This window comes from Mesorhizobium sp. B2-5-13, assembly GCF_006440535.1.
In the GTDB taxonomy this organism is placed as follows: Bacteria; Pseudomonadota; Alphaproteobacteria; order Rhizobiales; family Rhizobiaceae; genus Mesorhizobium; species Mesorhizobium salmacidum.
Window position 1 is genome coordinate 1 of sequence record NZ_VFUI01000010.1, and the last position, 20,303, is coordinate 20,303.

At 63.7% G+C, this 20,303-nt stretch carries 23 protein-coding genes and 1 pseudogene; 9 read left to right on the forward strand and 15 right to left on the reverse strand.

Going from position 1 to position 20,303, the window contains the following annotated elements; genetic code table 11:
* Positions 1–100: 100 nt before the first annotated feature.
* The 6 genes from FJ434_RS17735 to FJ434_RS17760 form a co-directional block, all read right to left on the reverse strand.
* A complete protein-coding gene (locus tag FJ434_RS17735) occupies positions 101–2,155 on the reverse strand; it encodes a M3 family metallopeptidase (protein ID WP_140750584.1) in 2,055 nt (684 codons plus the stop codon).
* A gap of 90 nt (positions 2,156–2,245) precedes the next feature.
* Positions 2,246–2,680 (reverse strand): nuclear transport factor 2 family protein, encoded by a 435-nt coding sequence (locus FJ434_RS17740; protein ID WP_027144540.1) that lies wholly within the window; start codon positions 2,678–2,680, stop codon positions 2,246–2,248.
* Complete coding sequence (locus FJ434_RS17745) at positions 2,677–3,321, reverse strand: carbonic anhydrase (RefSeq protein WP_027144539.1); 645 nt, start codon at positions 3,319–3,321, stop codon at positions 2,677–2,679. The genes FJ434_RS17740 and FJ434_RS17745 overlap by 4 nt, the downstream gene beginning before the upstream one ends.
* A 146-nt stretch (positions 3,322–3,467) precedes the next feature.
* Positions 3,468–4,259, reverse strand: coding sequence for a DUF429 domain-containing protein (locus tag FJ434_RS17750; protein WP_140750582.1), 792 nt, complete (start codon positions 4,257–4,259; stop codon positions 3,468–3,470).
* Positions 4,256–5,140 (reverse strand): pyridoxal kinase PdxY, encoded by an 885-nt coding sequence (gene pdxY / locus FJ434_RS17755; RefSeq protein ID WP_140750580.1) that lies wholly within the window; start codon positions 5,138–5,140, stop codon positions 4,256–4,258. Before pdxY ends, FJ434_RS17750 begins: the two co-directional genes overlap by 4 nt.
* A gap of 12 nt (positions 5,141–5,152) precedes the next feature.
* Positions 5,153–5,404, reverse strand: coding sequence for a hypothetical protein (locus FJ434_RS17760; protein ID WP_140503944.1), 252 nt, complete (start codon positions 5,402–5,404; stop codon positions 5,153–5,155).
* 162 nt (positions 5,405–5,566) lie between these two features.
* Between FJ434_RS17760 and FJ434_RS17765 the strand changes: the two genes are divergently transcribed.
* The 6 genes from FJ434_RS17765 (at position 5,567) to ppa (ending at position 10,232) form a co-directional block, all read left to right on the forward strand.
* Positions 5,567–6,205: a LemA family protein gene (locus tag FJ434_RS17765; RefSeq protein WP_140750578.1), complete on the forward strand. Its 639-nt coding sequence runs from the start codon at positions 5,567–5,569 to the stop codon at positions 6,203–6,205.
* 255 nt (positions 6,206–6,460) lie between these two features.
* Positions 6,461–7,315: a YgcG family protein gene (locus FJ434_RS17770; protein WP_140750576.1), complete on the forward strand. Its 855-nt coding sequence runs from the start codon at positions 6,461–6,463 to the stop codon at positions 7,313–7,315.
* A gap of 4 nt (positions 7,316–7,319) precedes the next feature.
* Entirely contained in the window at positions 7,320–8,210 is an 891-nt protein-coding gene (locus FJ434_RS17775) for a YgcG family protein (protein ID WP_140750574.1), read from the forward strand.
* 9 nt (positions 8,211–8,219) lie between these two features.
* Positions 8,220–8,858 carry a TPM domain-containing protein gene (locus tag FJ434_RS17780; protein ID WP_140750572.1) on the forward strand — a complete coding sequence of 213 codons (639 nt, stop codon included), beginning with the start codon at positions 8,220–8,222 and terminating at the stop codon, positions 8,856–8,858.
* A gap of 144 nt (positions 8,859–9,002) precedes the next feature.
* Positions 9,003–9,509, forward strand: coding sequence for a GNAT family N-acetyltransferase (locus FJ434_RS17785; protein WP_140503934.1), 507 nt, complete (start codon positions 9,003–9,005; stop codon positions 9,507–9,509).
* A gap of 189 nt (positions 9,510–9,698) precedes the next feature.
* Positions 9,699–10,232: an inorganic diphosphatase gene (ppa, locus tag FJ434_RS17790; RefSeq protein WP_140503932.1), complete on the forward strand. Its 534-nt coding sequence runs from the start codon at positions 9,699–9,701 to the stop codon at positions 10,230–10,232.
* A 59-nt stretch (positions 10,233–10,291) separates the two neighbouring features.
* Here the strand turns inward: ppa and FJ434_RS17795 are convergent, their stop codons facing one another.
* Both FJ434_RS17795 and FJ434_RS17800 read right to left on the reverse strand, forming a co-directional pair.
* Positions 10,292–10,885, reverse strand: a complete 594-nt coding sequence (locus FJ434_RS17795; protein ID WP_140716699.1) for a hypothetical protein — start codon at positions 10,883–10,885, stop codon at positions 10,292–10,294.
* A gap of 44 nt (positions 10,886–10,929) precedes the next feature.
* Positions 10,930–11,547 carry a TetR/AcrR family transcriptional regulator gene (locus FJ434_RS17800; protein ID WP_140716697.1) on the reverse strand — a complete coding sequence of 206 codons (618 nt, stop codon included), beginning with the start codon at positions 11,545–11,547 and terminating at the stop codon, positions 10,930–10,932.
* 73 nt (positions 11,548–11,620) lie between these two features.
* Here FJ434_RS17800 and FJ434_RS17805 point away from each other — a divergent pair, with 73 nt between their 5' ends.
* Positions 11,621–12,904 carry an MFS transporter gene (locus FJ434_RS17805; RefSeq protein WP_181166020.1) on the forward strand — a complete coding sequence of 428 codons (1,284 nt, stop codon included), beginning with the start codon at positions 11,621–11,623 and terminating at the stop codon, positions 12,902–12,904.
* A 169-nt stretch (positions 12,905–13,073) separates the two neighbouring features.
* On the opposite strand, the gene FJ434_RS17810 is transcribed toward FJ434_RS17805, so the two are convergent.
* Positions 13,074–13,355 (reverse strand): hypothetical protein, encoded by a 282-nt coding sequence (locus tag FJ434_RS17810; protein WP_140503924.1) that lies wholly within the window; start codon positions 13,353–13,355, stop codon positions 13,074–13,076.
* Between the two features lie 198 nt (positions 13,356–13,553).
* On the opposite strand from FJ434_RS17810, the gene typA reads away from it, so the two are divergent.
* Positions 13,554–15,383 (forward strand): translational GTPase TypA, encoded by a 1,830-nt coding sequence (typA, locus tag FJ434_RS17815; RefSeq protein WP_027145159.1) that lies wholly within the window; start codon positions 13,554–13,556, stop codon positions 15,381–15,383.
* A gap of 57 nt (positions 15,384–15,440) precedes the next feature.
* Here typA and FJ434_RS17820 read toward each other — a convergent pair whose 3' ends face one another.
* Both FJ434_RS17820 and FJ434_RS29820 read right to left on the reverse strand, forming a co-directional pair.
* Positions 15,441–16,067: a DUF1062 domain-containing protein gene (locus FJ434_RS17820; RefSeq protein ID WP_140503922.1), complete on the reverse strand. Its 627-nt coding sequence runs from the start codon at positions 16,065–16,067 to the stop codon at positions 15,441–15,443.
* Positions 16,027–16,278 carry a hypothetical protein gene (locus FJ434_RS29820; RefSeq protein ID WP_140503921.1) on the reverse strand — a complete coding sequence of 84 codons (252 nt, stop codon included), beginning with the start codon at positions 16,276–16,278 and terminating at the stop codon, positions 16,027–16,029. Before FJ434_RS29820 ends, FJ434_RS17820 begins: the two co-directional genes overlap by 41 nt.
* A 222-nt stretch (positions 16,279–16,500) precedes the next feature.
* Here FJ434_RS29820 and FJ434_RS17825 point away from each other — a divergent pair, with 222 nt between their 5' ends.
* The gene (locus FJ434_RS17825; protein WP_140503919.1) at positions 16,501–17,115 is read left to right on the forward strand and encodes a LysE family translocator; all 615 of its coding nucleotides are present in this window, start codon (positions 16,501–16,503) and stop codon (positions 17,113–17,115) included.
* Positions 17,116–17,246: 131 nt separating this feature from the next.
* Here FJ434_RS17825 and FJ434_RS17830 read toward each other — a convergent pair whose 3' ends face one another.
* From FJ434_RS17830 to FJ434_RS17840, 4 genes and pseudogenes are all read right to left on the reverse strand, one after another.
* Positions 17,247–17,573, reverse strand: a complete 327-nt coding sequence (locus tag FJ434_RS17830; RefSeq protein ID WP_027145156.1) for a hypothetical protein — start codon at positions 17,571–17,573, stop codon at positions 17,247–17,249.
* A 195-nt stretch (positions 17,574–17,768) separates the two neighbouring features.
* Positions 17,769–18,968 (reverse strand): aromatic amino acid ammonia-lyase, encoded by a 1,200-nt coding sequence (locus FJ434_RS30265; protein WP_348640973.1) that lies wholly within the window; start codon positions 18,966–18,968, stop codon positions 17,769–17,771.
* A gap of 73 nt (positions 18,969–19,041) precedes the next feature.
* Positions 19,042–19,599, reverse strand: a pseudogene (locus tag FJ434_RS30270) (aromatic amino acid lyase); the annotation flags it as partial.
* A 128-nt stretch (positions 19,600–19,727) separates the two neighbouring features.
* The gene (locus tag FJ434_RS17840; protein WP_140750569.1) at positions 19,728–20,291 is read right to left on the reverse strand and encodes a peroxidase-related enzyme; all 564 of its coding nucleotides are present in this window, start codon (positions 20,289–20,291) and stop codon (positions 19,728–19,730) included.
* Between the last annotated feature and the right edge of the window lie 12 nt (positions 20,292–20,303).

The following is a 20,303-nucleotide window of genomic DNA, read 5'->3' on the forward strand; positions in this document are numbered from 1 at the left end:
GAAAAGCCTCCAAAGCAACGAAAATGGCCGCCCTCAATCCTCACAACAAGCCTCCCGCAATATTGCGCAACGGGCCCTCAAGGGGAGAAGGAAAAGGGCGCTACACCAATCCGCGCTTGACCATCATTGCTTCCGGCGAAGGCATCTTGCCGCGAAACGCCGTGTAAAGCTCCTCAGGGTCCTTCGAGCCGCCGGCGGCATAGATGTTCTTCCTCAGCCGCTCGGCCAGCGCCGGGTTGAAGGGATCGCCTGTTTGCTCGAAGGCGGCGAAGGCATCGGCGTCGAGCACCTCGGACCACATGTAGGAATAATAGCCGGCCGAATAGCCTTCGCCCGCAAAGACATGGCCGAAATGCGGGGTGCGATGGCGCATCGCGATCGTGTCGGGCATGTCGAGCTTTTCCAATGTTTCGGCTTCGAAACGAAGCGGCTCTTCCGGTGCATCGGGCAGTGCATGGTAGGCCATGTCGATCAAGGCAGAAGCGGTGAACTCGACGGTGGCGAAGCCGGCGCCGAAAGTGCGCGTGGCCAGCATCTTGTCGAGCAGCGCCTGCGGCATCGGCTTGCCGGTCTTGACATGCAGCGCGTGCTTTTCCAGCACCGCCGGCACCGTCAGCCAGTGCTCGTAGAGCTGCGAGGGCAATTCAACGAAGTCGCGGCTGACCGAGGTGCCGGACACCGACGGCCAGGTAACGTCGGTCAGCATGCCGTGCAGCGCATGGCCAAACTCGTGGAACAAGGTCTTCGCCTCGTCGACCGACAGCAGGGCCGGTTCGCCCGCCGGCGGTTTGGCGAAGTTCATGATGTTGTAGATCACCGGCTGCGAGCCATGCCCGAGCTTGTAGCCGGACTTCAGCGCGCTCATCCAGGCGCCGGAACGTTTTGAAGGCCGCGCGAAATAGTCGGCCAGGAACAGGCCGCGCTCGCTGCCGTCGGCGTTCTTCACGGCGAAGACACGCGCGTCCGGATGCCAGGCGGCGATGCCCTTCTTCTCCTGGAAGGTGATGCCGAACAACCGCGTCGCGACGTCGAAACAGGCATCGATGATGCGGTCGAGCTGCAGAAAGGGTTTCAGTTCGGCCTCGTCGAAGGCGAACTTTTCCGCGCGCAGCTTCTCCTGGTAGAAACGCCAGTCCCAGGCAGCGAATTTTTCGTTGCTGCCGGCCTCGGCCGCCAGCCGCTCCAGCTCCTTCTGGTCGGCGGCGGCTTTTTCCAGCGCCTTTTCCCAGACCGGGTCGAGCAGCGCATGCACCGCCATCGGCGTCTTGGCCATGGTGTCGTCGAGCTTGAGCGCGGCGAAGGAGGCGTAGCCGAGCAGCTTCGCCTTTTCGGCGCGCAGCTTCAGCATGTCGCGCACCACGGTCGTGTTGTCGGACGCGCCGCCATTCTGGCCGCGCATGGTGAAGGCGCGATAGGCGATCTCGCGCAGGTCGCGGCGTTCCGAGAAGGTCGTGAACGGCTCGTAGATCGAGCGCGACAGGGTGACGGCGTAGCGGCCCTTCCGGCCGCGCATCTCGGCGGCCTCGGCCATCGAACTTTTCACGAAATCCGGCAGGCCGGCGAGGTCGGCCTCGTCGAGGAACAGCGCCCAGTCGCGCTCGTCGGCCAGCACGTTCTGACCGAAAGTCGTGCCGAGCGACGACAGCTCCTCGTTGATCTTGGCCAATCGTATCTTGCCGTCGGCGTCGAGTTTGGCGCCGGAACGCACGAAGCCTTTCCAGGTCTTCTCCAGGACGCGCAGCGTCTCGGGATCGAGCTTCAGAGCTTCGCGGCGCTGGTAGAGGTCGTCGATGCGGGCAAACAGCTTCTCGTTCATCGAGATCGCTGAGAAGTGCCTCGACATCTTCGGCGAAATGTCGCGCTCCAGCGCCTGGATCGTCTCGTTGGTATAAGCGCCGGCGCGGCACCAGAAGATTGACGAGACATGATCGAGCGCCTCGCCGCCAAGTTCCAGCGCGGCAAGCGTGTTCTCGATGGTCGGCACTTCCTTGTTGGTGGCGATCGCGTCTATCTCCGCCTCATGCGCCTTCAGCGCGGCGTCGAAGACGGGGGAAAAATCACCGTCGCCAATATGGGCAAAATCGGGCAGACCGAGCGGGCCTCGCCACACGGTCAACGGATGGGCGGCAAGATCGACGACTTTCGTGGAGGGCATGGAGGGTCTTTCGCTGGCGTCAGGAAGGAGGGTATCACCGATGTAGGACGCTGCCTGCTGACCCGCAATATACCAGTTGGCCGCTCCGCCTCAGTAGCCCTCGCAGGTTTCGGCGATCGCTGCTTGCGAGCTGGCGGTGATGCGGTTGTCGCTCACCGCGAAGGTTTCCTGCATCAGCATGTCATTGTTGGGGAAATCGTAGCAGGCGATCACGGTGGTCACCCCGCCTTCGCTCTTCTCGATGCGGTGGCGGATAGCAGCACCGGCAACCGCACCTTTCCATTCGTCGAGCGAAGCGATGAATTCCTGTTTGCTCTGGACGACGCCGAGGTCGTCGAGCTTGATGCGGACGTCGTCGGCGAGCAGGTCCGCCAGTTCGGTGCGATCGGCGACCAGCAGCGCCGAATACCAGCGGCTGATGATGGCGCGGTCATCGGCGCGAGCGGCCATGATCGCCAACAGCAATACGGCTGCCGTGAAGACGACCGGCCGGACGTCCGTCAGCTGTCGCGCGGCCCCGTTCATTCCAGCACCGGCCGCTCGAAATCGCCGGTCTCCTTATTCATCACCCAGAGCTCGCCGGTCGAAATGTCGAACCACGCTCCGTGCAGCGACAGCCGCCCCTTGCCCTCGAGGATCGAGACGCAGGGAAAGGTCCTGAGATTGGCGATGGAATAGCGGACCGAGATGCGCTCGAGGGCCGTCTGGCGCTCTGTCGCCGTCATGAAGGTGCTGGCCGACACCGTCTCGGCAGCCGGCGCGATTAGGCTCATCCATTTGCCGATGAAGTCGCCAGGAGACAGCGGCGCGGAATTGGGGTCGAGCGCGGCGCGAATGCCGCCGCAGCGGCCGTGGCCCATGACGACGATGTTCTTGACCTTGAGGCTCTGCACGGCGAATTCGAGAGCCGCCGAGGTCGAATGGAACTCGCCGTCCGGCTCGTAAGGCGGCACCAGATTGCCGACATTGCGCAACACGAAAAGCTCGCCGGGGCCGGCGTCGAAGATCGCCTCGGGCGCGGAGCGCGAATCGCAACAGGCGACGATCATGGTCTCGGGCGCCTGGCCTTCGCGGGCGAGCTCGCGATAGCGGCCGCTCTCGGTGAGGTAGCGGCCGTTCATGAAATTGCGGTAGCCGGCGAGGAGGTGGTCGGGAAGATGAGGCATGGGCGGCTAAGGCCTTTCCGGTTGGAGGCGGCAGCTCGTTGCGGTCGAGGAAAGGCTCTAACGGCAAAAGCCCGCTGCGAGCAATGCAGAATTGCGGGAGCTGGCCATAAATGCCATGCGCCAAAGCGGGACGCCCGCCGACTTTGTCACGCCCAGATGGCGACCGGTATGCCAAAGCCGTCAGCGAGCGGCGGATTGGGAAACGGCTTTGCTTCGCCACTGGCGATGCGGCCGGCGATCAGCATCATGGCCGCCGCATCGAGGAAATCATCGGCGGCCGCACCACGTGGCGGCGGCTGCTCGAGGAAATCCATGTCATAGCCGTGCCGGCAAAGCAGCGCCTTGCGTTCCGCCATGCCGGCTGGATTGACGCTCCCCTTGATCTTCTTCGGCAACAGCATGGCCCGATCGCCGTTCAGGCGGCAGAAGGCGACTTCCGGGTGCGATTCGAAGACACGGCCGCGCAGCTCGGGCCGCGCGATCAGCAACGCGTCGATCTCGCGGATTTTCGAGAAGATGCCGAAGGCCTGGATGGAAACGCCGCGCGGAGGGTCCGATGTCGTCCTGGCCACGTCGCTTGCCCTGAGATGTGCTGCGTACCAGGCTTCGGTCGTGGTGAAGCCGCTGGTGTCGGCATAGAGCGCGGCGCGCGACGGGATCGAAAAGACGCTGGACTGGCGCGCACCGAGCAGCGGCCGCACCTGCGCCTCCGGTCCGCGCCCGCCTTTGCTGGAAAGTTCGGGCAGGCCGATCGGCATGTCGACGGCGACGATCGCGTCGTGGGGGATCGCCGCCAGCAAGGCGGCGAAGGTGGGGAAGACATCGACCGAAGGCGCGGCGTCGGGGTTACGAGGTGTCGAACCGGGCTCGCGCAGCACGGCGATCCAGCCGGCCTTGTAGCCATCGGCGCCGACGAGCAGGACTTTGGCCGGGGTCACGCCCGGCGGTCCCGCCCCGGATGCGTGAGGTGGCGCAGCTGGACCATGGCCATCGGGTGCGACAGGCTCTGCGCATCGGTCTCGAGTTGCAACTCGTCGCCGCCGCGTTTTGCCGTGCGCGCCAGGATCTCGTAGACCGCCGCCGTGGTCGACTGCAGCGCCTTGATCGCCGGCTGGCCGGACAGGATGCGCGCCAGGTAGACCGCCGCGGTCAGGTCGCCCAGGCCGTTCGGCGGCTTGTCGATCAGGCGGTGTTCAGCGAGCAGCGCCTGGGTGCCGTCGAGCAGCAGATTGCCGGTGCCGCCTGAGATCATCGAAGGTGCCGAGGTGACCAGCATGGTCGACGGTCCGGCATGGAGTGCCGCCGAGATCACCGATTTCAGGTCGGGCAGCGGCGCGCCGGCCATCCATTCCAGCTCATAGCGGTTCGGAGTGGCGATGTCGGCGATCGGCATCAGCCGGTCGCGCATGACGGCGGCGGTGGGCTCGGGCACATAGAGGCCACCGGAATCACCCATCACCGGATCGCAGATATAGACGGCGTCGGGCGTTCTCGTCTTGACAGCGGCGACCAGAGAGGCGACCGCCTCTGCCTGGCCGGCCTCGCCGAGATAGCCCGACAGCACGGCACCGACCTCACCGAGCCACGGCGCGCGCTCCAGATCGGCCATCAGCGCCTTGAACTGGTCGAGCGGCGGCACGATGCGGGTCGCGCGGCCATGGCCGGGATGCCATGGCAGGATGATTGTCGGCACCGCCCAGACCGGAAAGCCCAGTGTCTCCAGCGCGAACACGGCGGCACGGTTGCCGACCGAGCCACGCGCGACATGGCTGGAAATGACGATGACCGCGCGCGGCGCGTCGGTTCTTTCGGCGCTCATTGTTTTTGATTCCTAGCTGCCCCGGGTGAGGAAAAGCACGAGCCAGACCATCAAGCCCAGCGCCAGAAGCAGGCCGAGTATCCTGCCAACGCGCGTACCCCAGACTTCGATCGGGTCCGAGCGGTCGGCATCGGCCGCGGAGACGTGGTCGTGCATGCCTTTTGCCGTCCGTGCCACGAAAGAATTGCCGGCCGGATCGGTCTCCTGCGCGACGCGCTGGAGGATACGGCGCGATTCCCTGTCGCTGTCCTGGCCTTCCGGCATGATGATGTCCCGTTTTGGTGGAACCTTATCGCGTTCGCGCGGCCAATCACAGGGCCTTGCGCGGGGTGATCCATGCCGAGCCTGATGCAGAGGTCGGGGCCGTTTTCTTGCGGGCCGATTGTGGTAATGCTTCGGATGCAACTTCTATCGAGGGACCCCATCATGCTTGCCCAGCGCCTTGCTCGACCATCGACATTACGCACGCTGCCCACCTTCCTGATGATGGCAATCGTGCTGCCGCTGCTTGCCGGCTGCGGCTACAACACGATCCCGACGGCGGAAGAAAACGCCAGGGCGGCATGGAGCGAGGTGTTGAACCAGTATCAGCGCCGCGCCGACCTCATCCCCAATCTGGTCGAGACGGTCAAAGGCTATGCCTCGCATGAAAAGGACACGCTCGACGCTGTTGTCCAGGCGCGGGCCAAGGCGACGCAGATCACGGTAACGCCGGAAACGCTGAAGGATCCGGAAGCGCTCAAGAAGTTCCAGGATGCCCAGGCAGGGCTGACCAGCGCACTTTCGCGGCTGATCGCGGTATCGGAGGCCTATCCCGACCTCAAGGCCAACCAGAATTTCCTGGCGCTGCAGGCGCAGCTCGAAGGCACGGAGAACCGCATCGCGGTGGCGCGGCGCGACTACATCCAGGCCGTCAGGGACTACAATCTGACGCTGAAGACGTTCCCGTCGGTGCTGTGGGCGACCTTCTGGTTCCGCGGCAGCGAGCCCTTCGCCAACTTCACCGTAGAGGAAGACAAGATGCAGCCGCCGAAGGTCGATTTCGGCACGAAGCAGGGCGGGTGAACGGCGACTGTCATCGAAATAAATTCCGCGAAAAGACGGATCGCTGGCGTGCAAACACCCCCCTCTGTCCTGCCGGACCCGGCCCTTCGCTGTCGCTCCGGGCGTTCGTCATTCGGAAAGCCAAGCAATTGGCTTTCCGTCCGCTTCGCGGACCACTCCTCACCCCCCGCAAGGGGGGAGATTGGCCGCTTTGCCGGCTTCCACTCTCAATCCCTGGCGATTGGCGAAACCCTGTATGACATCCAATCTCCCCCCGTGAGGGAAAGGGGTCCTGCCGGACAGAGGGGGGCGCGACAGAACGCCAACCCGGCTTTTCTTGGCGCGTTATTCTGCCTTTTCCTCCTCTTGCCCCTAACCGCCTTCGCTGCCGATCTGCCGGCGCTCACGGGCCGCGTGGTCGACAATGCCGGCATCATCGATGCCGCGACCAAGGCGGCGCTGACGCAGAAGCTGGCGGACTTCGAAACCAAGGGCTCGGACCAGATTGTCGTCGCCACCATCCCCAGCCTCGACGGCGAGGAGATCGAACCCTACGCCAACCGGCTGTTCCGTTTTTGGAAGCTCGGCCAGGCCAGGGAAAACAACGGCGTCCTGCTTCTGGTCGCGCCCAATGACCGCAGGATGCGCATCGAGGTCGGCTATGGGCTTGAAGGCACGCTGACCGACCTGCACACCAAGCTGATCATCGAGAACGACATGGTGCCGGCCTTCCGCGCCGGCGATTTCTCCGGCGGCATCTCGAAGGCCGTCGACGACATGATCATGGTGCTGGAGGGCAATCCGGAGGAGCTGGAGGCGCGCGGCAAGCGCAACGAGCAGGCCCCGTTCAATTCCGACGACCTGTTCTTCGCCATTTTCATCAGCATCTGGGCGATCATTTTCTTCGGCGGCATCGCGGCTTCGGTCCTGCCGCCGATCTTCGGCCAGAAGCTTGGGCCCGGACGCTATCGCTGGCTCGGCATGACCTTCGAGCCGCATCGGAGGTCCTCATCCGGGGGCGGCTGGTCGTCCGGAAGTTCCGGCGGCGGCTGGTCTTCGGGTGGCGGCGGTGGCGGTTTTTCGGGCGGCGGCGGTTCGTCCGGCGGCGGCGGCTCCTCGGGAAGCTGGTAAGGGCATGACGACGCGCAGCATCAGCCTGCTGAGGTCCGGCCACCTTATCCCGGCTATCCATGCTGTCCTGATGGTGCTGGCGCTACTGCTGTCCAGCTTCGCGGGTTTCGCCGCCGAGCTGCCTGTTCTGAGCGGCCGCGTCGTCGACAATGCCGACATCATCGATGCCGCGACCAAGGCGGCGCTGACGCAGAAGCTGGCGGACTTCGAAACCAAGGGCTCGGACCAGATCGTCGTCGCCACCATCCCCAGCCTCGACGGCGAGGAGATCGAACCTTACGCCAACCGGCTGTTCCGCTTCTGGAAACTGGGGCAGGCCAAGGAGAACAACGGCGTCCTGCTTCTGGTCGCGCCAAACGACCGCAAGATGCGCATCGAGGTCGGCTATGGGCTGGAAGGCACGCTGACCGATCTGCACACCAAGCTGATCATCGAGAAAGACATGGTGCCGGCCTTCCGTGCCGGCGATTTCTCCGGCGGCATCTCGAAGGCCGTTGACGACATGGTCATGGTGCTGGAAGGCAATCCGGAGGAGCTGGAGGCGCGCGGCAAGCGCAATCCCGCCGACAGCAGCACTCCCATGGACCCGGTCGTCGCCGTGTTCCTGATCCTGTGGGCGACGATGTTCTTCGGCGGCCTGGCAATGGCATTCCTGCCGCCGATGTTCGGCACGAAGCTGTCGCCGGGCGTGTATAGATGGCTGGGCATGACGTTTCGTTATGGCCAGGGAGCGGGCGGATCCACGCGCAGCAGCGGTTGGACGACGGGGTCGGGCGGCGGCTGGTCCTCGGGCAGTTCTGGCGGCGGGTGGTCTTCGGGGTCAAGCAGCGGCGGCGGCGGGTTTTCGGGTGGCGGCGGCTCGTCCGGCGGTGGCGGTTCTTCAGGAAGCTGGTGAGACAAGATCATGGCAACACGACCAATCAGCCCACAGGATCATGAGCGGATCGCCGCTGCGATCCGCTCGGCGGAATCCAGGACCGACGGCGAAATCTATTGCGTCGTGGCGCATGCCAGCGATGGCTATTTCGCCCCTGCGGCCTTGATGGCGACGCTCGGCATGCTGGTCGTCAGCCTTGTGGTCGCCTATGGGCTGGAGGCCTGGTGGCTCACCATCCGCCTGCCTCATTTCGTCATCGCTGAGTTGCTGGCGCTGGCCTGCGTGCTTGCCCTGCTGTGGACGCTGCCCGGCCTGCGCATCCATATGGTGCCGCGTCGGCTGCGCTATCTGGCCGCGCATGCCAATGCGGTCAAGCAGTTCCTCGCCCGCAACGTCCACCGCACCACAGCGCGCACGGGCGTGCTGATCTTCGTCTCGATCGCCGAACGCTATGCCGAGGTGGTCGCCGATTCAGGCGTCGACGCCAAGGTCGGCCAGCATGTCTGGGACGGAGTGGTGCGCGATCTCACCGCGCATGCCGGCGACGACCGGCTCGCCGACGGCTTCGTCACGGCAATCGAGCAGGTGGGGGCGGTGCTGGCCGAGCACTTCCCGGTCACGCAAGGCGATACCAACGAGCTGGACGACCATCTGGTCGAGATCTGAAAGCTCGCCCGCAAACGCTCCTCAGCCGGATTCCTGACAGGCTTTGCTGGATGTCACCAGCGTCATGGATCGTCTGTGCGAAAGCGCACCATCGGCCGCCAGGACTCTTGCAATCGGGCAATGCGGGTTTATGGTTAACAAATCATGAATACGCTGACGATCGACATTCGGAAGGCAGACCCGCGCGATGCCGGCGCCATTGCCGAGGTGCATCTGGAAGCCTGGCGGGGCGCCTATTCCGGCATCATTCCGCACCGTACGCTGACATCGATGATCAACCGCCGTGGCGCCGACTGGTGGGCGAATGCCATCCGCCGCGCGGCCACCGTGCTGGTCGTCGAGATCGGCGGCAAGATCGCCGGCTATGCGACGATCGGCAAGAACCGCGCCAAGGAACTCAAGCAGCAGGGCGAGATCTACGAATTGTACCTGCGCCCGGAGTATCAGGGCATCGGGCTTGGCAGGCGGCTGTTTTCGGCGGCCAAGGCACGTCTCGCCGACCACGGGCTGAAAGGCATGGTGGTGTGGGCGCTGGAAGACAACCAGAACGCGCTTGCCTTCTATGCCGGGGCCGGCGGCCGCGACATCGCCGAAGGCGTCGAGATTTTCGAGCAGAAGGCGCTCAAGAAGGTCGCCTTCGTCTGGGAGTGACCGCCGGGGAATAATCGGAAGGCGAAGTCCCCGACTCACGCAAAATCACGGCGCTGAAACATCTTGTGCCGATGATTGAACGCGTGGAGCGCCATCGCGTCTCTCCGGATGCATCTAAGCACCATTCGCCGCATTGCACCATTTTGCGCCGCCCGCTATCTCCTGCCAATCGAGAGAGGGACAAAAGCCATGCGCATCGAAGCCATAGCCACTGGAAAGAATCCGCCTGACGACGTCAACGTCATCATCGAGGTGCCGATCGGCGGCGAGCCGATCAAGTACGAGATGGACAAGGAGGCCGGCACGCTGTTCGTCGACCGCTTCCTGCACACCTCGATGCGCTATCCCGGCAATTACGGCTTCGTGCCGCACACGCTGTCAGGCGACGGCGACCCGATCGACGTGCTGGTCTGCAACACGCGCGCTTTGGTGCCGGGCTGCGTCATCAACGTGCGGCCTATCGGCGTGCTGATCATGGAAGACAATGCCGGCCAGGACGAGAAGATCATCGCGGTGCCGTCGCCGAAGCTGACACTGCGATACGAGAACGTCACCGAATACACGCAGCTGCCCGACATCACGCGCCAGCAGGTGCAGCACTTTTTCGAGCACTACAAGGATCTCGAGCCCGGCAAATGGGTCAAGATCGAGGGCTGGCACGATTCCAAATATGCCAAGAAGATGATCATGGACGCGATCGACCGGGCGAAGGCGAGCAAGTAGGTACCCGACTTCGTCATGCCGGGGCGGAGCAGCCGCGAAGCGGCGCTTCGGCGACGTCCTCAGTTATCGACCCGGCCGAAAGCCGGCACGTTGCCGACCACCACGCGCTTGTCCTTGCCACAGGCGAAGCCTTTCGCCTTCTCGTCGGCGATCTTGCGCGCCTGGTCGTTGGCGGTGAGGTTGCCGGTGGCCAGCACCAGGCCGACGGTGCAGCCGTCACGGGCGTCCATCTGGGCGACCTTGGCGACGAGCAGCACCTCGGTCTTCTTGGTCTCGTCCTCGGGATCGCTGATCGAGCGGCGGTGGATGACCGCGAATGGCACGGCTTTGTCGCCATTGGTTTCGATGCGCCACTCGACCTTGGCCCCAGACGAATTCAAGGCCGAAAAACTTTCCCAGGCGGACGTCATGTCGCCGCCGGGCGGAAAGCCGTAGAACAGCGATTCGCGGGCGTCGTCATATCCGATCAGCACGGAATAGCCGCGATAACCGGAGCAGGCGAGGTCGGCCCAGTCGCCGTCGCCCTGCTCGGCCTGCGCATAGGTCACGCAGTCCTTCTTCCAGTCGAGGTCGGTGTAGGCGCTGGATATCTCGCCGGCTTGTGCCGCCTGGCAGAGGCCGGCGAAGGTGAGCGGGATCAACAGGCTGCGCATCGCGGAGATCTCCGTTGGAGGTCGCCCCAGCGTATCGCCAATCGCTATTTCTTCAAGCTCGCTTCGATCAGCAGGTCGGCGTTGCGGGCAACCGACTGCGCCGGTCCGCCGAGACCGAAGAGCTGGCCGCTGATATAGGCGCCTTCGATCAGGAGCAGCAGCCCGTCGCCCAGCGTGTCAGGGTCTTGCGCGCCCATCGCAGCCGCCATGGCGCGCAGGCGGCGGCGCAATTCCTGCTTGTTGGCCTCGCTGACGACGCGAGCCGGATGGCTGTGGTCGGGATATTCGACCGCCGCATTCGTCATGCCGCAGCCACGATAGTCCGCCACTTGCGTTCGCTTGCCGATGCGGGTCAGGAAAGCCTTGATCTGCGCGCGCGGGTCGCCGGGATAGGCGGCAACGGCCTCATCGAAACGCTCCCAGTATTCAAGATCGTATTGCCTGAGGTAGGAGGCGGCCAGCTCGTCCTTGGAAGGAAAGCTGCGATAGAGGCTGGGCTTGGTGACGCCGGCGCGCTTGACGATTTCGTCGACGCCGATCGCCCTGATACCTCGCCGGTAGAACAGGTCATAGGCCACGTCGAGGATCTTCTTGGCGGCCTTGGGTGGCGCGGAAGCATGACCGTCTCTGATGGTCAGTTCAATATTTTTGTCGCTTGGCATCATGGGACTCGATTGACAATGTTACCGATCGGTACGATACATACTCCCACCTTGCAACGTACCGGTCAGTAACATGATAGCTCAATCCCGTCCATTTGGCCAGCGCTACGCTTTCGTCGTGGTTGGGGTCATCTTCCTTTGCCTGCTGATCGCCGCCGGCCTGCGCTCGGCGCCTGCCGTCATGATGCTGCCGCTGGAAAACAGTTTCGGCTGGCGACGCGACGTCGTTTCGCTGGCCGCGGGCGTCGGCATCCTGCTCTATGGGCTAACCGGTCCGTTCGCAGCAGCGCTGATGGAGCGCATCGGACTGCGCCGCACGCTGCTTGCATCGCTGGTGGTGATGTCAGGTTCGACCACGCTCAGCCTGCTGATGACCGAGCCATGGCATCTGTTCATCACCTGGGGCGTTTTTTCCGGCATCGGATCCGGCGCCGTCGCCAGCGTGCTCGGCGCCACCATCGTCAACCGCTGGTTCAAGACCAATCGCGGCCTTGTGATGGGGCTGATGTCGGCCTCCAGCGCCACCGGCATGCTGGTCTTCCTGCCGCTGATCGCCTCGCTGGCGCAAGCCGGCGGCTGGCAGCCCGTTGTCGTCGCCGTCGCGATCGCCACTGCTGCGCTGATCCCCCTGGTCTGGCTGCTGGTGCCGGAGCGCCCGGCTTCGATCGGCATGGTGCGCTATGGCGCCGAGGCGGATGATGTGCCGCCGACTTCGCCCGCGTCACAAGGCAATTTTCTGGCGCATACGCTCAACACGTTGCGCCGCGCCGCCGGCACGCGGGTGTTCTGGTACCTGTTCGCCACCTTCTTCGTCTGCGGCTTCACCACCAACGGGCTGGTTGGCACGCATCTGATCGCATTCTGTGGCGACATGGGCATTGGCGAGGTGCAGGCCGCCGGCCTGCTGTCGATGATGGGCATTTTCGACCTGATCGGCACCACGCTGTCAGGCTGGCTCACCGACCGTTTCGACCCGCGCAAGCTGCTCGGCGTCTACTATGGCATCCGTGGCCTGTCGCTGATTTACCTGCCCTATTCCGGGTTTTCGGCGACCAGCCTGATCATCTTCGCCGTGCTCTACGGCCTCGACTGGATCGCCACAGTGCCGCCGACGCTGCGGCTGGCCAACGAAGCCTTCGGCGACCGCAGCGGGCCGATCGTGTTCGGCTGGATCGTCGCCGGCCACCAGGTGGGTGCCGCCACCGCCGCCGCCTTCGGCGGCACCATGCGTGAACTGCAAGGCAATTACGAACTGGCGTTCCTGATTGCCGGCATGACGGCAATCGCGGCGGCCTGTATTTCGCTCCTGATCAACACCAGCCGGCCGGCCTTCGATCCGGAACCGCAGGCGGCTTGAGGCGCGTCGATATTCAGGTGAGGCCGCCCTGCAAACGGCGGCTTCCTGCGCTTCCGGTGCTCACGTACAAAAGTACGCTCCGCTCCGGTTCTCGGATCCACCATTTTCGACTCGGCCTGACCTGAATCTCAACACGCCTCAGCGTGTAAGAAATGGCGCGAGAGGCGTCTCAGTCGGGGTAGCAGACCATTGGAATGTTGGGCCAAACCGCCGCATCGCAGTTGGCGCTGGCCTGTCTCTGCTTGAAGGCGGCGCTGACCGGGCCGGTGACCACCGGGTCGACGCCGTCGGGCGCGTCGGCAAAGGCCTGCTGCGCGGAAGGCGTATTATCAGGCAGGACAGACCGCGCTTCCTTCAGCGTCGCGGCCGACTGCGCGGCGTTGGCCGCAAGCAGGACGGCAAAGGCAGCGGACGCGATCAGCGGCCAAAATCGGTTGAGTTTATCGGTCATGACGTTCGAACTGCCCGGGGCCTTAAAAGGTTCCCGCCTTGGTTAACAAAATCATTTCACACGCAGATGCTTAAGATTTGATGAGTATTTGGTGTCGCGCGTCCCCTTTCGCAACTGCGAAAAACCTTGTATGAGCCGCGCAACCGAAAGAGGCAGCGCCCTTGGCCTGCTGCCTGCAACGCTTCCGAGACCAGAATCATGAACCTCCGTAATATCGCGATCATCGCGCACGTCGACCATGGAAAGACCACCCTGGTCGATCAGCTTTTGAAACAGTCCGGCTCCTTCCGCGACAACCAGCGCGTCGCCGAGCGCGCCATGGATTCCAACGATCTCGAAAAGGAACGCGGCATCACCATCCTGGCCAAGGCGACCTCGGTCGACTGGAAGGACACCCGCATCAACATCGTCGATACCCCCGGCCACGCCGATTTCGGCGGCGAGGTCGAGCGCATCCTGTCGATGGTGGATTCGGCCATCGTGCTGGTTGACGCCGCCGAAGGGCCGATGCCGCAGACCAAGTTCGTCGTCGGCAAGGCGCTCAAGGTCGGCTTGAAGCCGATCGTCGTCATCAACAAGATCGACCGTCCCGACGCGCGCCATGTCGAGGTGGTCAACGAGGTGTTCGACCTGTTCGCCGCGCTCGACGCCACCGACGAGCAGCTCGACTTCCCGATCCTCTATGGTTCGGGCCGCGACGGCTGGGTGTCGGAAAACCCGGAAGGGCCCAAGGACCAGCAGCTCGCGCCGTTGTTCGACCTCGTCATCAAGCATGTGCCGGCGCCGACCGTCCATCCCGGTCCGTTCCGCATGATCGGCACCATCCTGGAAGCCAATCCGTTCCTCGGACGCATCATCACCGGCCGCATCGAGAGCGGCACGCTGAAGTCCAACCAGGCCGTCAAGGTGCTGCACAATGACGGCACCCAGATCGAAACCGGCCGCATCTCCAAGATCCTCGCTTTCCGTGGCCTCGAGCGCCAGCCGATCGAAGAAGCGCAGGCGGGTGACATCGTCGCCATTGCCGGCCTGTCCAAGGGAACCGTCGCCGACACGTTCTGCGACCTGGCGGTGACCGAGGCGCTGCATGCACAGCCGATCGATCCACCGACCGTGACCATGTCCTTCCTCGTCAACGACAGCCCGCTGGCCGGCACCGAAGGCGACAAGGTGACCAGCCGCGTCATTCGCGACCGGTTGCTTCGGGAAGCCGAAGGCAATGTCGCGCTCAAGATCGAGGAATCGCCCGACAAGGATTCGTTCTTCGTCTCCGGACGTGGCGAATTGCAGCTCGCCGTGCTGATAGAGACGATGCGCCGCGAAGGCTTTGAAATCGCCGTCTCGCGTCCGCGCGTCGTCATGCAGAAGGGCGAGAATGGCGAATTGCTGGAGCCGGTCGAGGAAGTCGTGATCGACGTCGACGAGGAGCATGCCGGCGTCGTCGTGCAGAAGATGTCGGAACGCAAGGCCGAAATGGTCGAACTGCGCCCGTCGGGCGGCAACCGCCAGCGTATCGTCTTCCACGCGCCGACGCGCGGCCTGATCGGCTACCAGTCGGAACTTTTGACCGATACGCGTGGCACCGCCGTGATGAACCGGCTGTTCCATGCCTATGAACCCTACAAGGGCGAATTGCCCGGCCGCACCAACGGCGTGCTGATCTCCAACGAGCAGGGCGAGTCGGTCGCCTATGCCATGTGGAACCTGGAAGACCGTGGCCCGATGGTCATCGATCCGGGCGTCAAGGTCTATCAGGGCATGATCATCGGCATCCACAGCCGGGACAACGATCTCGAAGTGAACGTGCTGAAGGGCAAGAAACTGACCAACATCCGCGCCGCCGGCAAGGATGAAGCGGTCAAGCTCACCCCGCCGATCCGCATGACGCTGGAGCGCGCATTGGCCTGGATCCAGGACGACGAGCTGGTCGAGGTGACGCCGAAGACCATCCGCCTGCGCAAGCTCTATCTCGACCCGAACGAGCGTAAGCGTTTCGAGAAGTCGTCCAAGGCGGTCGGCGCGGCGTAAGGTTTTCCTTTTTCGACAACTGAGAGGGCGGAGCACCTGTGCTCCGCCCTTTTTCGTTCATCCACCAGCAGCCGAGATGATGGTCCGACGGTCGGGCTCGCCGGCGAGATGGATGCGGATTGTCGCTCCCTCTCGGGCCGGTTTGCGCAGGGCCTTTGCTCCATCCGGCCCGACGGTCAGCAACCTCCGTTCGTCCAGCGCCTGAAGCCGCGACCGCGAGATGCGAAGTTCGTTGGCAAGCAGCCGGTCGAGCCTCAGCGATACCGGCATTTCCAGACCGAGCCGGAGTTCCAGCGCCGTCGCGTCTTCCTTCATCTCGCCGATCACCTGCTTGCGCACGGCGGCGTCAGGGAACTCCTCGACGCGTCCCACCTGTTTGCGCAGGGCAACGATGTCGAAGGCATGGCTCCGGACCAGTGCCGGATCATTGCTTTCGAGTGCCGCGAGCAGCGCCGGCGCGATGTCGCGGCGGTTGCAGCGCTCGAAAATACCGAAATTCCAGGAATTGTCGCAATCGACGCAACGATAGATCAGCCACACGTCGATGCGCTTGCCGTTGGCGTTGACGCGGAATTTCCCGCTGCAGCGATAGGCTTTCACGCAGCCGCAGCGATTGCAGTTGATCAGGGGGCGTGGTGCGATTTCAGGCGCGATCGTCCAGTGGATGCGCAGGGCCGAAGACATGCCGGTAAGTCCTTCCCGTCGGGAAGTTCATCCGGTCGGCGATGTCGAGATGCCCATGCGGGCGCGGCGTGGCGGGTGGCTGCGGAGAATGTGAATACAGGTGTCGCTTGCAAAAAGCGTGCGACAGCGGTTCAGCAGTGCCAAACCGGTCTCGAACCGCCGCCCAGAAGAACACATGAAAACGAAACAGGCACTGCTGATGCGGCGCCATGCAGGTGTGTCGGGGGAGTTTGACGAGACCGGCGGTTACTGAGGCAAAGTGAGGCTCGAAATTGTTTCGCGGCGGCCCTTCTAGCGGCGTGACGCCGGGTCTGCAAGGGCTCCGCGAGCACGCGGCAGGTCAGCGCCCACGGCCCATATTGTCTTGCCTTTGCCAGAGCCGCAGCTGTCGGGTTATTGTGGCTGATCGAGCCCCAACGCAGAGACCTTCGCCATGCACCTCGCCTCACTGCTGATCTTCGCCGCCGCCTTGTTCGTGGCCGCCGGTTCGCCCGGTCCGTCGATCGCGGCGCTCGTCGCGCGCGTCATCTCGAAAGGGTTTCGCGATGTGTTTCCGTTCCTGCTTGCCATGTGGATCGGCGAAGGCATCTGGCTGTCGCTGGCTGTGTTCGGGCTGGCGGTGGTGGCGCAGACCTTCCATCTCGCTTTCGTCGTGGTGAAATGGGTTGGCGTCGCCTATCTCGCCTACCTCGCCTGGAAGATGTGGACGGCGCCCGTCGACGCCAAGGAAGGCGAGATGCCGCGCGAGGATTCGGCCGGCAAGCTGTTCTTCGCCGGCATGGCCGTCACGCTCGGCAATCCCAAGATCATGATGTTCTATCTGGCGCTGTTGCCGACCATCATAGACCTCGCTTCGGTCGGCCTCGTCGGCTGGGTCGAGCTGACGGCGACCATGGCGGTGGTGCTGATCGCAATCGATTTCGCCTGGGTGCTTGCCGCCTCGCAGGCGCGCAAGCTGCTCAGGAGCAAGCGCGCCATGAAGATCGCCAACCGCGTCAGCGCCACGACAATGGCCGGTGCCGCGGCGGCCATCGCGGCGCGGTCCTAGGGCAGTTCGCCGTTTTATGGAAACGTCGAACCACTCTAGCTCTTTTTTAACGCAATTCCTTAGGGAAAGCGCTACGCGCTTCTCCGGGGAAAACCGCTTCGCACTTTTCCTGGAATTGCTCTAAGCAGGCGTCAGCCCATCATGTTGATGATCGGCGCGATCTCGACGTTGCAGTTCGGCTCCATCAGGATCGGACACTCCCTGGCCTTGCTGGCCGCATCATCGATGTCCTTCGCCTCGATGATCGAATAGCCGCCGGTCGGGTTGCTGCCGCCATTGTTCTCGACCTTGCCGCCGGGCAGCACCGTCTTCGACATGCCGACAGGATTGCCGCGCTCGACCACGGCCGAGCCGAGTTTTCCGAACCAGCCTGTCCAGGCGTCGGTCATTGCTTTGCGGTCCGCTTCGTTCGCCGGCATCTTGCCCGAGCCATGATAGATGTAGAGAAACTTTGCCATGCTCTCCTCCCTGATCAGCGGCATCGAACCGACATGCGGTCATGCCGCCTGCCGATCATCGGGCCAAAATGACCAGCAGGCAATGAAAATTCGCCAGCGCTAATATTCGTCTCCGCGATGTGATCGCCATATGCTACTCGACCGTCCTGAAGGTGGGCATCGGTATCCTGGATACCCGCCTTGCGGCGGCCTTCATCACTTGGGCAGAACGCCGGCCGTCGGAAATGCGGCACTCTTCGGCGCCTGCGGTCCGCCGGGATAGAATTTCGAGGCCGGGTTCTCCTGCATGAAATCATAGGCGACCATGCCGAGCGGCCGCTTTTGCCGTTCCGATGCCGCCTGATGCCAGGGGATCACCTGGCGCAGCGCCTCGAGTGCCGCGGTTGGCGCCTCACCGAATTTCCGCTGCGGGTTCTGCGCCTTGCGGATTTCCATCCAATAGCTTGCCGTCAACAGGTCCTGAGCCAGCAGGTGAAACGACAGATCGACCGCTTCGCGGGCGCGTTGCGTTTTGATGCGGGTCTGCGCTTCGAGGTCCTCGACGGTGGCGACGATGGCCTGGCCATTCGGTGTCACCGGCGTGCCGAGGTCGGCCAGTTCCTGCCAAAGATCGGTCGGCAGATAGCCGTCGAAGGTCGGGATATCCTTGCGCTCTTCGGGCTTCAGCACATCGACCGGCTTGACCACGGTGAAGAAGGGATTGCGGAAGCGCTCGATGCGCTGCGCCACCGCGACGCCAAGATTGGTGAGAGAGATGGTGAAAGCCTCGACCTGATTGGCCATGGGATAGGGATCCCAGTTGGCGTTGGAGAAGATATAGCCGGACTTGCCGTTACTCAGCGGTCCGCCCTTGATGTAATATTTCAGGAATTGCGGTGTGCTCAGCTCGGGCGAGCTCTGCGGCGTCAGGCCCGGCAGCACGGCCGGATTGTGATCCGACGAGTTGATGGAGAGCAGCACGGATTGGCGCAGATCCGCCCAGGCCTGCCAGGCCGAGCCCTGGCGCTGGCTGGAGGCGCGCATGCTTTCCGGGTCCTGGATGATGCGGGCCGCATCCTCATCGAAGAGATAGCTGCCCTTGATCATGTCCATGATCCTCGCCGCATCCCATGTCAGCCAGGGGTAAGGCCGCATGGATTGCACCGGCACCGATATCGGCGTCACGCTGGAATTCATGCCGTTCAGCCCCATGGCGTAGCTGAGGTCGGTCCATTCCAGCAGTTTTCGCGCGTCCTCCAGCAAAAGCACCGCCTGTGCCTGCGCGTAGGCATTGCTGCTGATCAGCGCGGCCTGGTCGGCGGCGAACGGTTCGAGCGGCTTCAGGCCGGCCTGCGAGAGGGCCTGCGCGGCCGGCATGCGAACGCCGTTGAGGTAGGCCTCGCCTTCGCCGACCATGGCCGCGCCGATTGCCGAGTGTCGCGAGGTCACCTTCGCCGAGCGTGCCGCGCGATTGCACGACCGGCGTCACCCGCTTGTTCAGCATTTCGAGGAGCATATGCGTCAACTGCGGGCTGGCGGCTTCGTAGGACATGGTGTTGGCGCGGATCGCCATGATCGCGCGCACGAGCGCCTCCTCCTGCAGCTCCGGCCCGTAGCCTCTGTTGACCCCGCCCTTGAAGCGGGCGAGCTGCTGATCCTTGAGGAGCTTGCTGTTTTCCGGCGTCGTCGGGTCGCCGGAGAAGATCACCGTTTCGCGCTGGTCGCCGGCGCCGCGGTTGAACCAGTAGATCGTGATACCTTCGGCGGCACCCTCGAGCAGCAGGCCGTAGGCATCCGCCGAGCGCTGCAGCGCTTCCGGGCTGAGTTCGACCTTGGCGCCGTTGCGGGCGATGTCGATGACCTGGTCGATGATCAGGTCGTGGCCGGTCAACGTTACCGTCTTGGCCGCCGCCGTCTCGAAAATGGGCTGGTAGGCTGTCGCCGCCTCGAATGCATGGGCGGGTGGGGATGCGAGCGCCAGCGTCATGGTCAGGGCGCAAAGAACAATCCTGGGTTTGGCAATTCGGTCAAGCATGAGGGCTCCCATTCTCGAAGCGTTAGCCTCGGGCACGAAGTTTCACCCCTCGGAAATTTTGTTCCCCGGAAACCTAGCTGGCAGTGTCTGCCTGTCAACGCTTGATGAGAACGAGGACCGATGGTGGAGCGCGCGTGGCCCTATCGGGCCATGGTGTGATATTCGTCGTTCGGCCGCATGTCGATCGCGGCCGCGACACGATTCGACATGTTGAAGAAGGCCGCGGTCGAGGCGATGTCCCAGATGTCGCGATCACTGAAGCCGGCCTGGCGCAATGCAGCGCGGTCGGCCTCGACGATCCTGGCCGGCTCTTGCGTCAACTTGACGGCGAATTCGAGCATCGCCGTTTGCTTCGGGGAAAGGTCGGCCGCGCGGAAATTCATCACCATCATCTCGCCGAGCAAGGGATCGCCCGAGAGCTGACGCACCGCAGCGCCATGGGCGGTCAGGCAATAGTAGCAGTGGTTGATGGAGGAGACGGCGACAGCGATCATCTCGCGTTCCAGCTTCGACAGGCCGGATTCGCCCAGCATCAGGTCGTTATACATGTCGGTGAAGGCGCGCAGCTTCTTGTCGTCGAAGGCATAGGCCCTGAGCACGTTGGGGACGAGCCCGAGCTTTTCCTCGCATTTGGCGAAATAGGCTTTTGTCGGCTCGCTCAGCTCTCCCGAGGCCAGGTCAAGCGCGGTGATTTTGCCGGTCATGGATCATTTCTC

What these genes read in the sequence shown, in the direction of transcription:
- FJ434_RS17840 (WP_140750569.1), bottom strand. Translation starts at nt 20,291, where the DNA reads ATGACCGGCAAAATCACCGCGCTTGACCTGGCCTCGGGAGAGCTGAGC.
- FJ434_RS29820 (WP_140503921.1), bottom strand. Translation starts at nt 16,278, where the DNA reads ATGGCGCCGCATCAGCAGTGCCTGTTTCGTTTTCATGTGTTCTTCTGG.
- FJ434_RS17805 (WP_181166020.1), top strand. Translation starts at nt 11,621, where the DNA reads ATGATAGCTCAATCCCGTCCATTTGGCCAGCGCTACGCTTTCGTCGTG.
- FJ434_RS17820 (WP_140503922.1), bottom strand. Translation starts at nt 16,067, where the DNA reads ATGTCTTCGGCCCTGCGCATCCACTGGACGATCGCGCCTGAAATCGCA.
- FJ434_RS17745 (WP_027144539.1), bottom strand. Translation starts at nt 3,321, where the DNA reads ATGCCTCATCTTCCCGACCACCTCCTCGCCGGCTACCGCAATTTCATG.
- FJ434_RS17785 (WP_140503934.1), top strand. Translation starts at nt 9,003, where the DNA reads ATGAATACGCTGACGATCGACATTCGGAAGGCAGACCCGCGCGATGCC.
- FJ434_RS30265 (WP_348640973.1), bottom strand. Translation starts at nt 18,968, where the DNA reads ATGGTCGGCGAAGGCGAGGCCTACCTCAACGGCGTTCGCATGCCGGCC.
- pdxY (WP_140750580.1), bottom strand. Translation starts at nt 5,140, where the DNA reads ATGAGCGCCGAAAGAACCGACGCGCCGCGCGCGGTCATCGTCATTTCC.
- FJ434_RS17800 (WP_140716697.1), bottom strand. Translation starts at nt 11,547, where the DNA reads ATGCCAAGCGACAAAAATATTGAACTGACCATCAGAGACGGTCATGCT.
- FJ434_RS17765 (WP_140750578.1), top strand. Translation starts at nt 5,567, where the DNA reads ATGCTTGCCCAGCGCCTTGCTCGACCATCGACATTACGCACGCTGCCC.
- FJ434_RS17825 (WP_140503919.1), top strand. Translation starts at nt 16,501, where the DNA reads ATGCACCTCGCCTCACTGCTGATCTTCGCCGCCGCCTTGTTCGTGGCC.
- FJ434_RS17830 (WP_027145156.1), bottom strand. Translation starts at nt 17,573, where the DNA reads ATGGCAAAGTTTCTCTACATCTATCATGGCTCGGGCAAGATGCCGGCG.
- FJ434_RS17810 (WP_140503924.1), bottom strand. Translation starts at nt 13,355, where the DNA reads ATGACCGATAAACTCAACCGATTTTGGCCGCTGATCGCGTCCGCTGCC.
- FJ434_RS17740 (WP_027144540.1), bottom strand. Translation starts at nt 2,680, where the DNA reads ATGAACGGGGCCGCGCGACAGCTGACGGACGTCCGGCCGGTCGTCTTC.
- typA (WP_027145159.1), top strand. Translation starts at nt 13,554, where the DNA reads ATGAACCTCCGTAATATCGCGATCATCGCGCACGTCGACCATGGAAAG.
- FJ434_RS17775 (WP_140750574.1), top strand. Translation starts at nt 7,320, where the DNA reads ATGACGACGCGCAGCATCAGCCTGCTGAGGTCCGGCCACCTTATCCCG.
- FJ434_RS17735 (WP_140750584.1), bottom strand. Translation starts at nt 2,155, where the DNA reads ATGCCCTCCACGAAAGTCGTCGATCTTGCCGCCCATCCGTTGACCGTG.
- FJ434_RS17780 (WP_140750572.1), top strand. Translation starts at nt 8,220, where the DNA reads ATGGCAACACGACCAATCAGCCCACAGGATCATGAGCGGATCGCCGCT.
- FJ434_RS17760 (WP_140503944.1), bottom strand. Translation starts at nt 5,404, where the DNA reads ATGCCGGAAGGCCAGGACAGCGACAGGGAATCGCGCCGTATCCTCCAG.
- ppa (WP_140503932.1), top strand. Translation starts at nt 9,699, where the DNA reads ATGCGCATCGAAGCCATAGCCACTGGAAAGAATCCGCCTGACGACGTC.
- FJ434_RS17795 (WP_140716699.1), bottom strand. Translation starts at nt 10,885, where the DNA reads ATGCGCAGCCTGTTGATCCCGCTCACCTTCGCCGGCCTCTGCCAGGCG.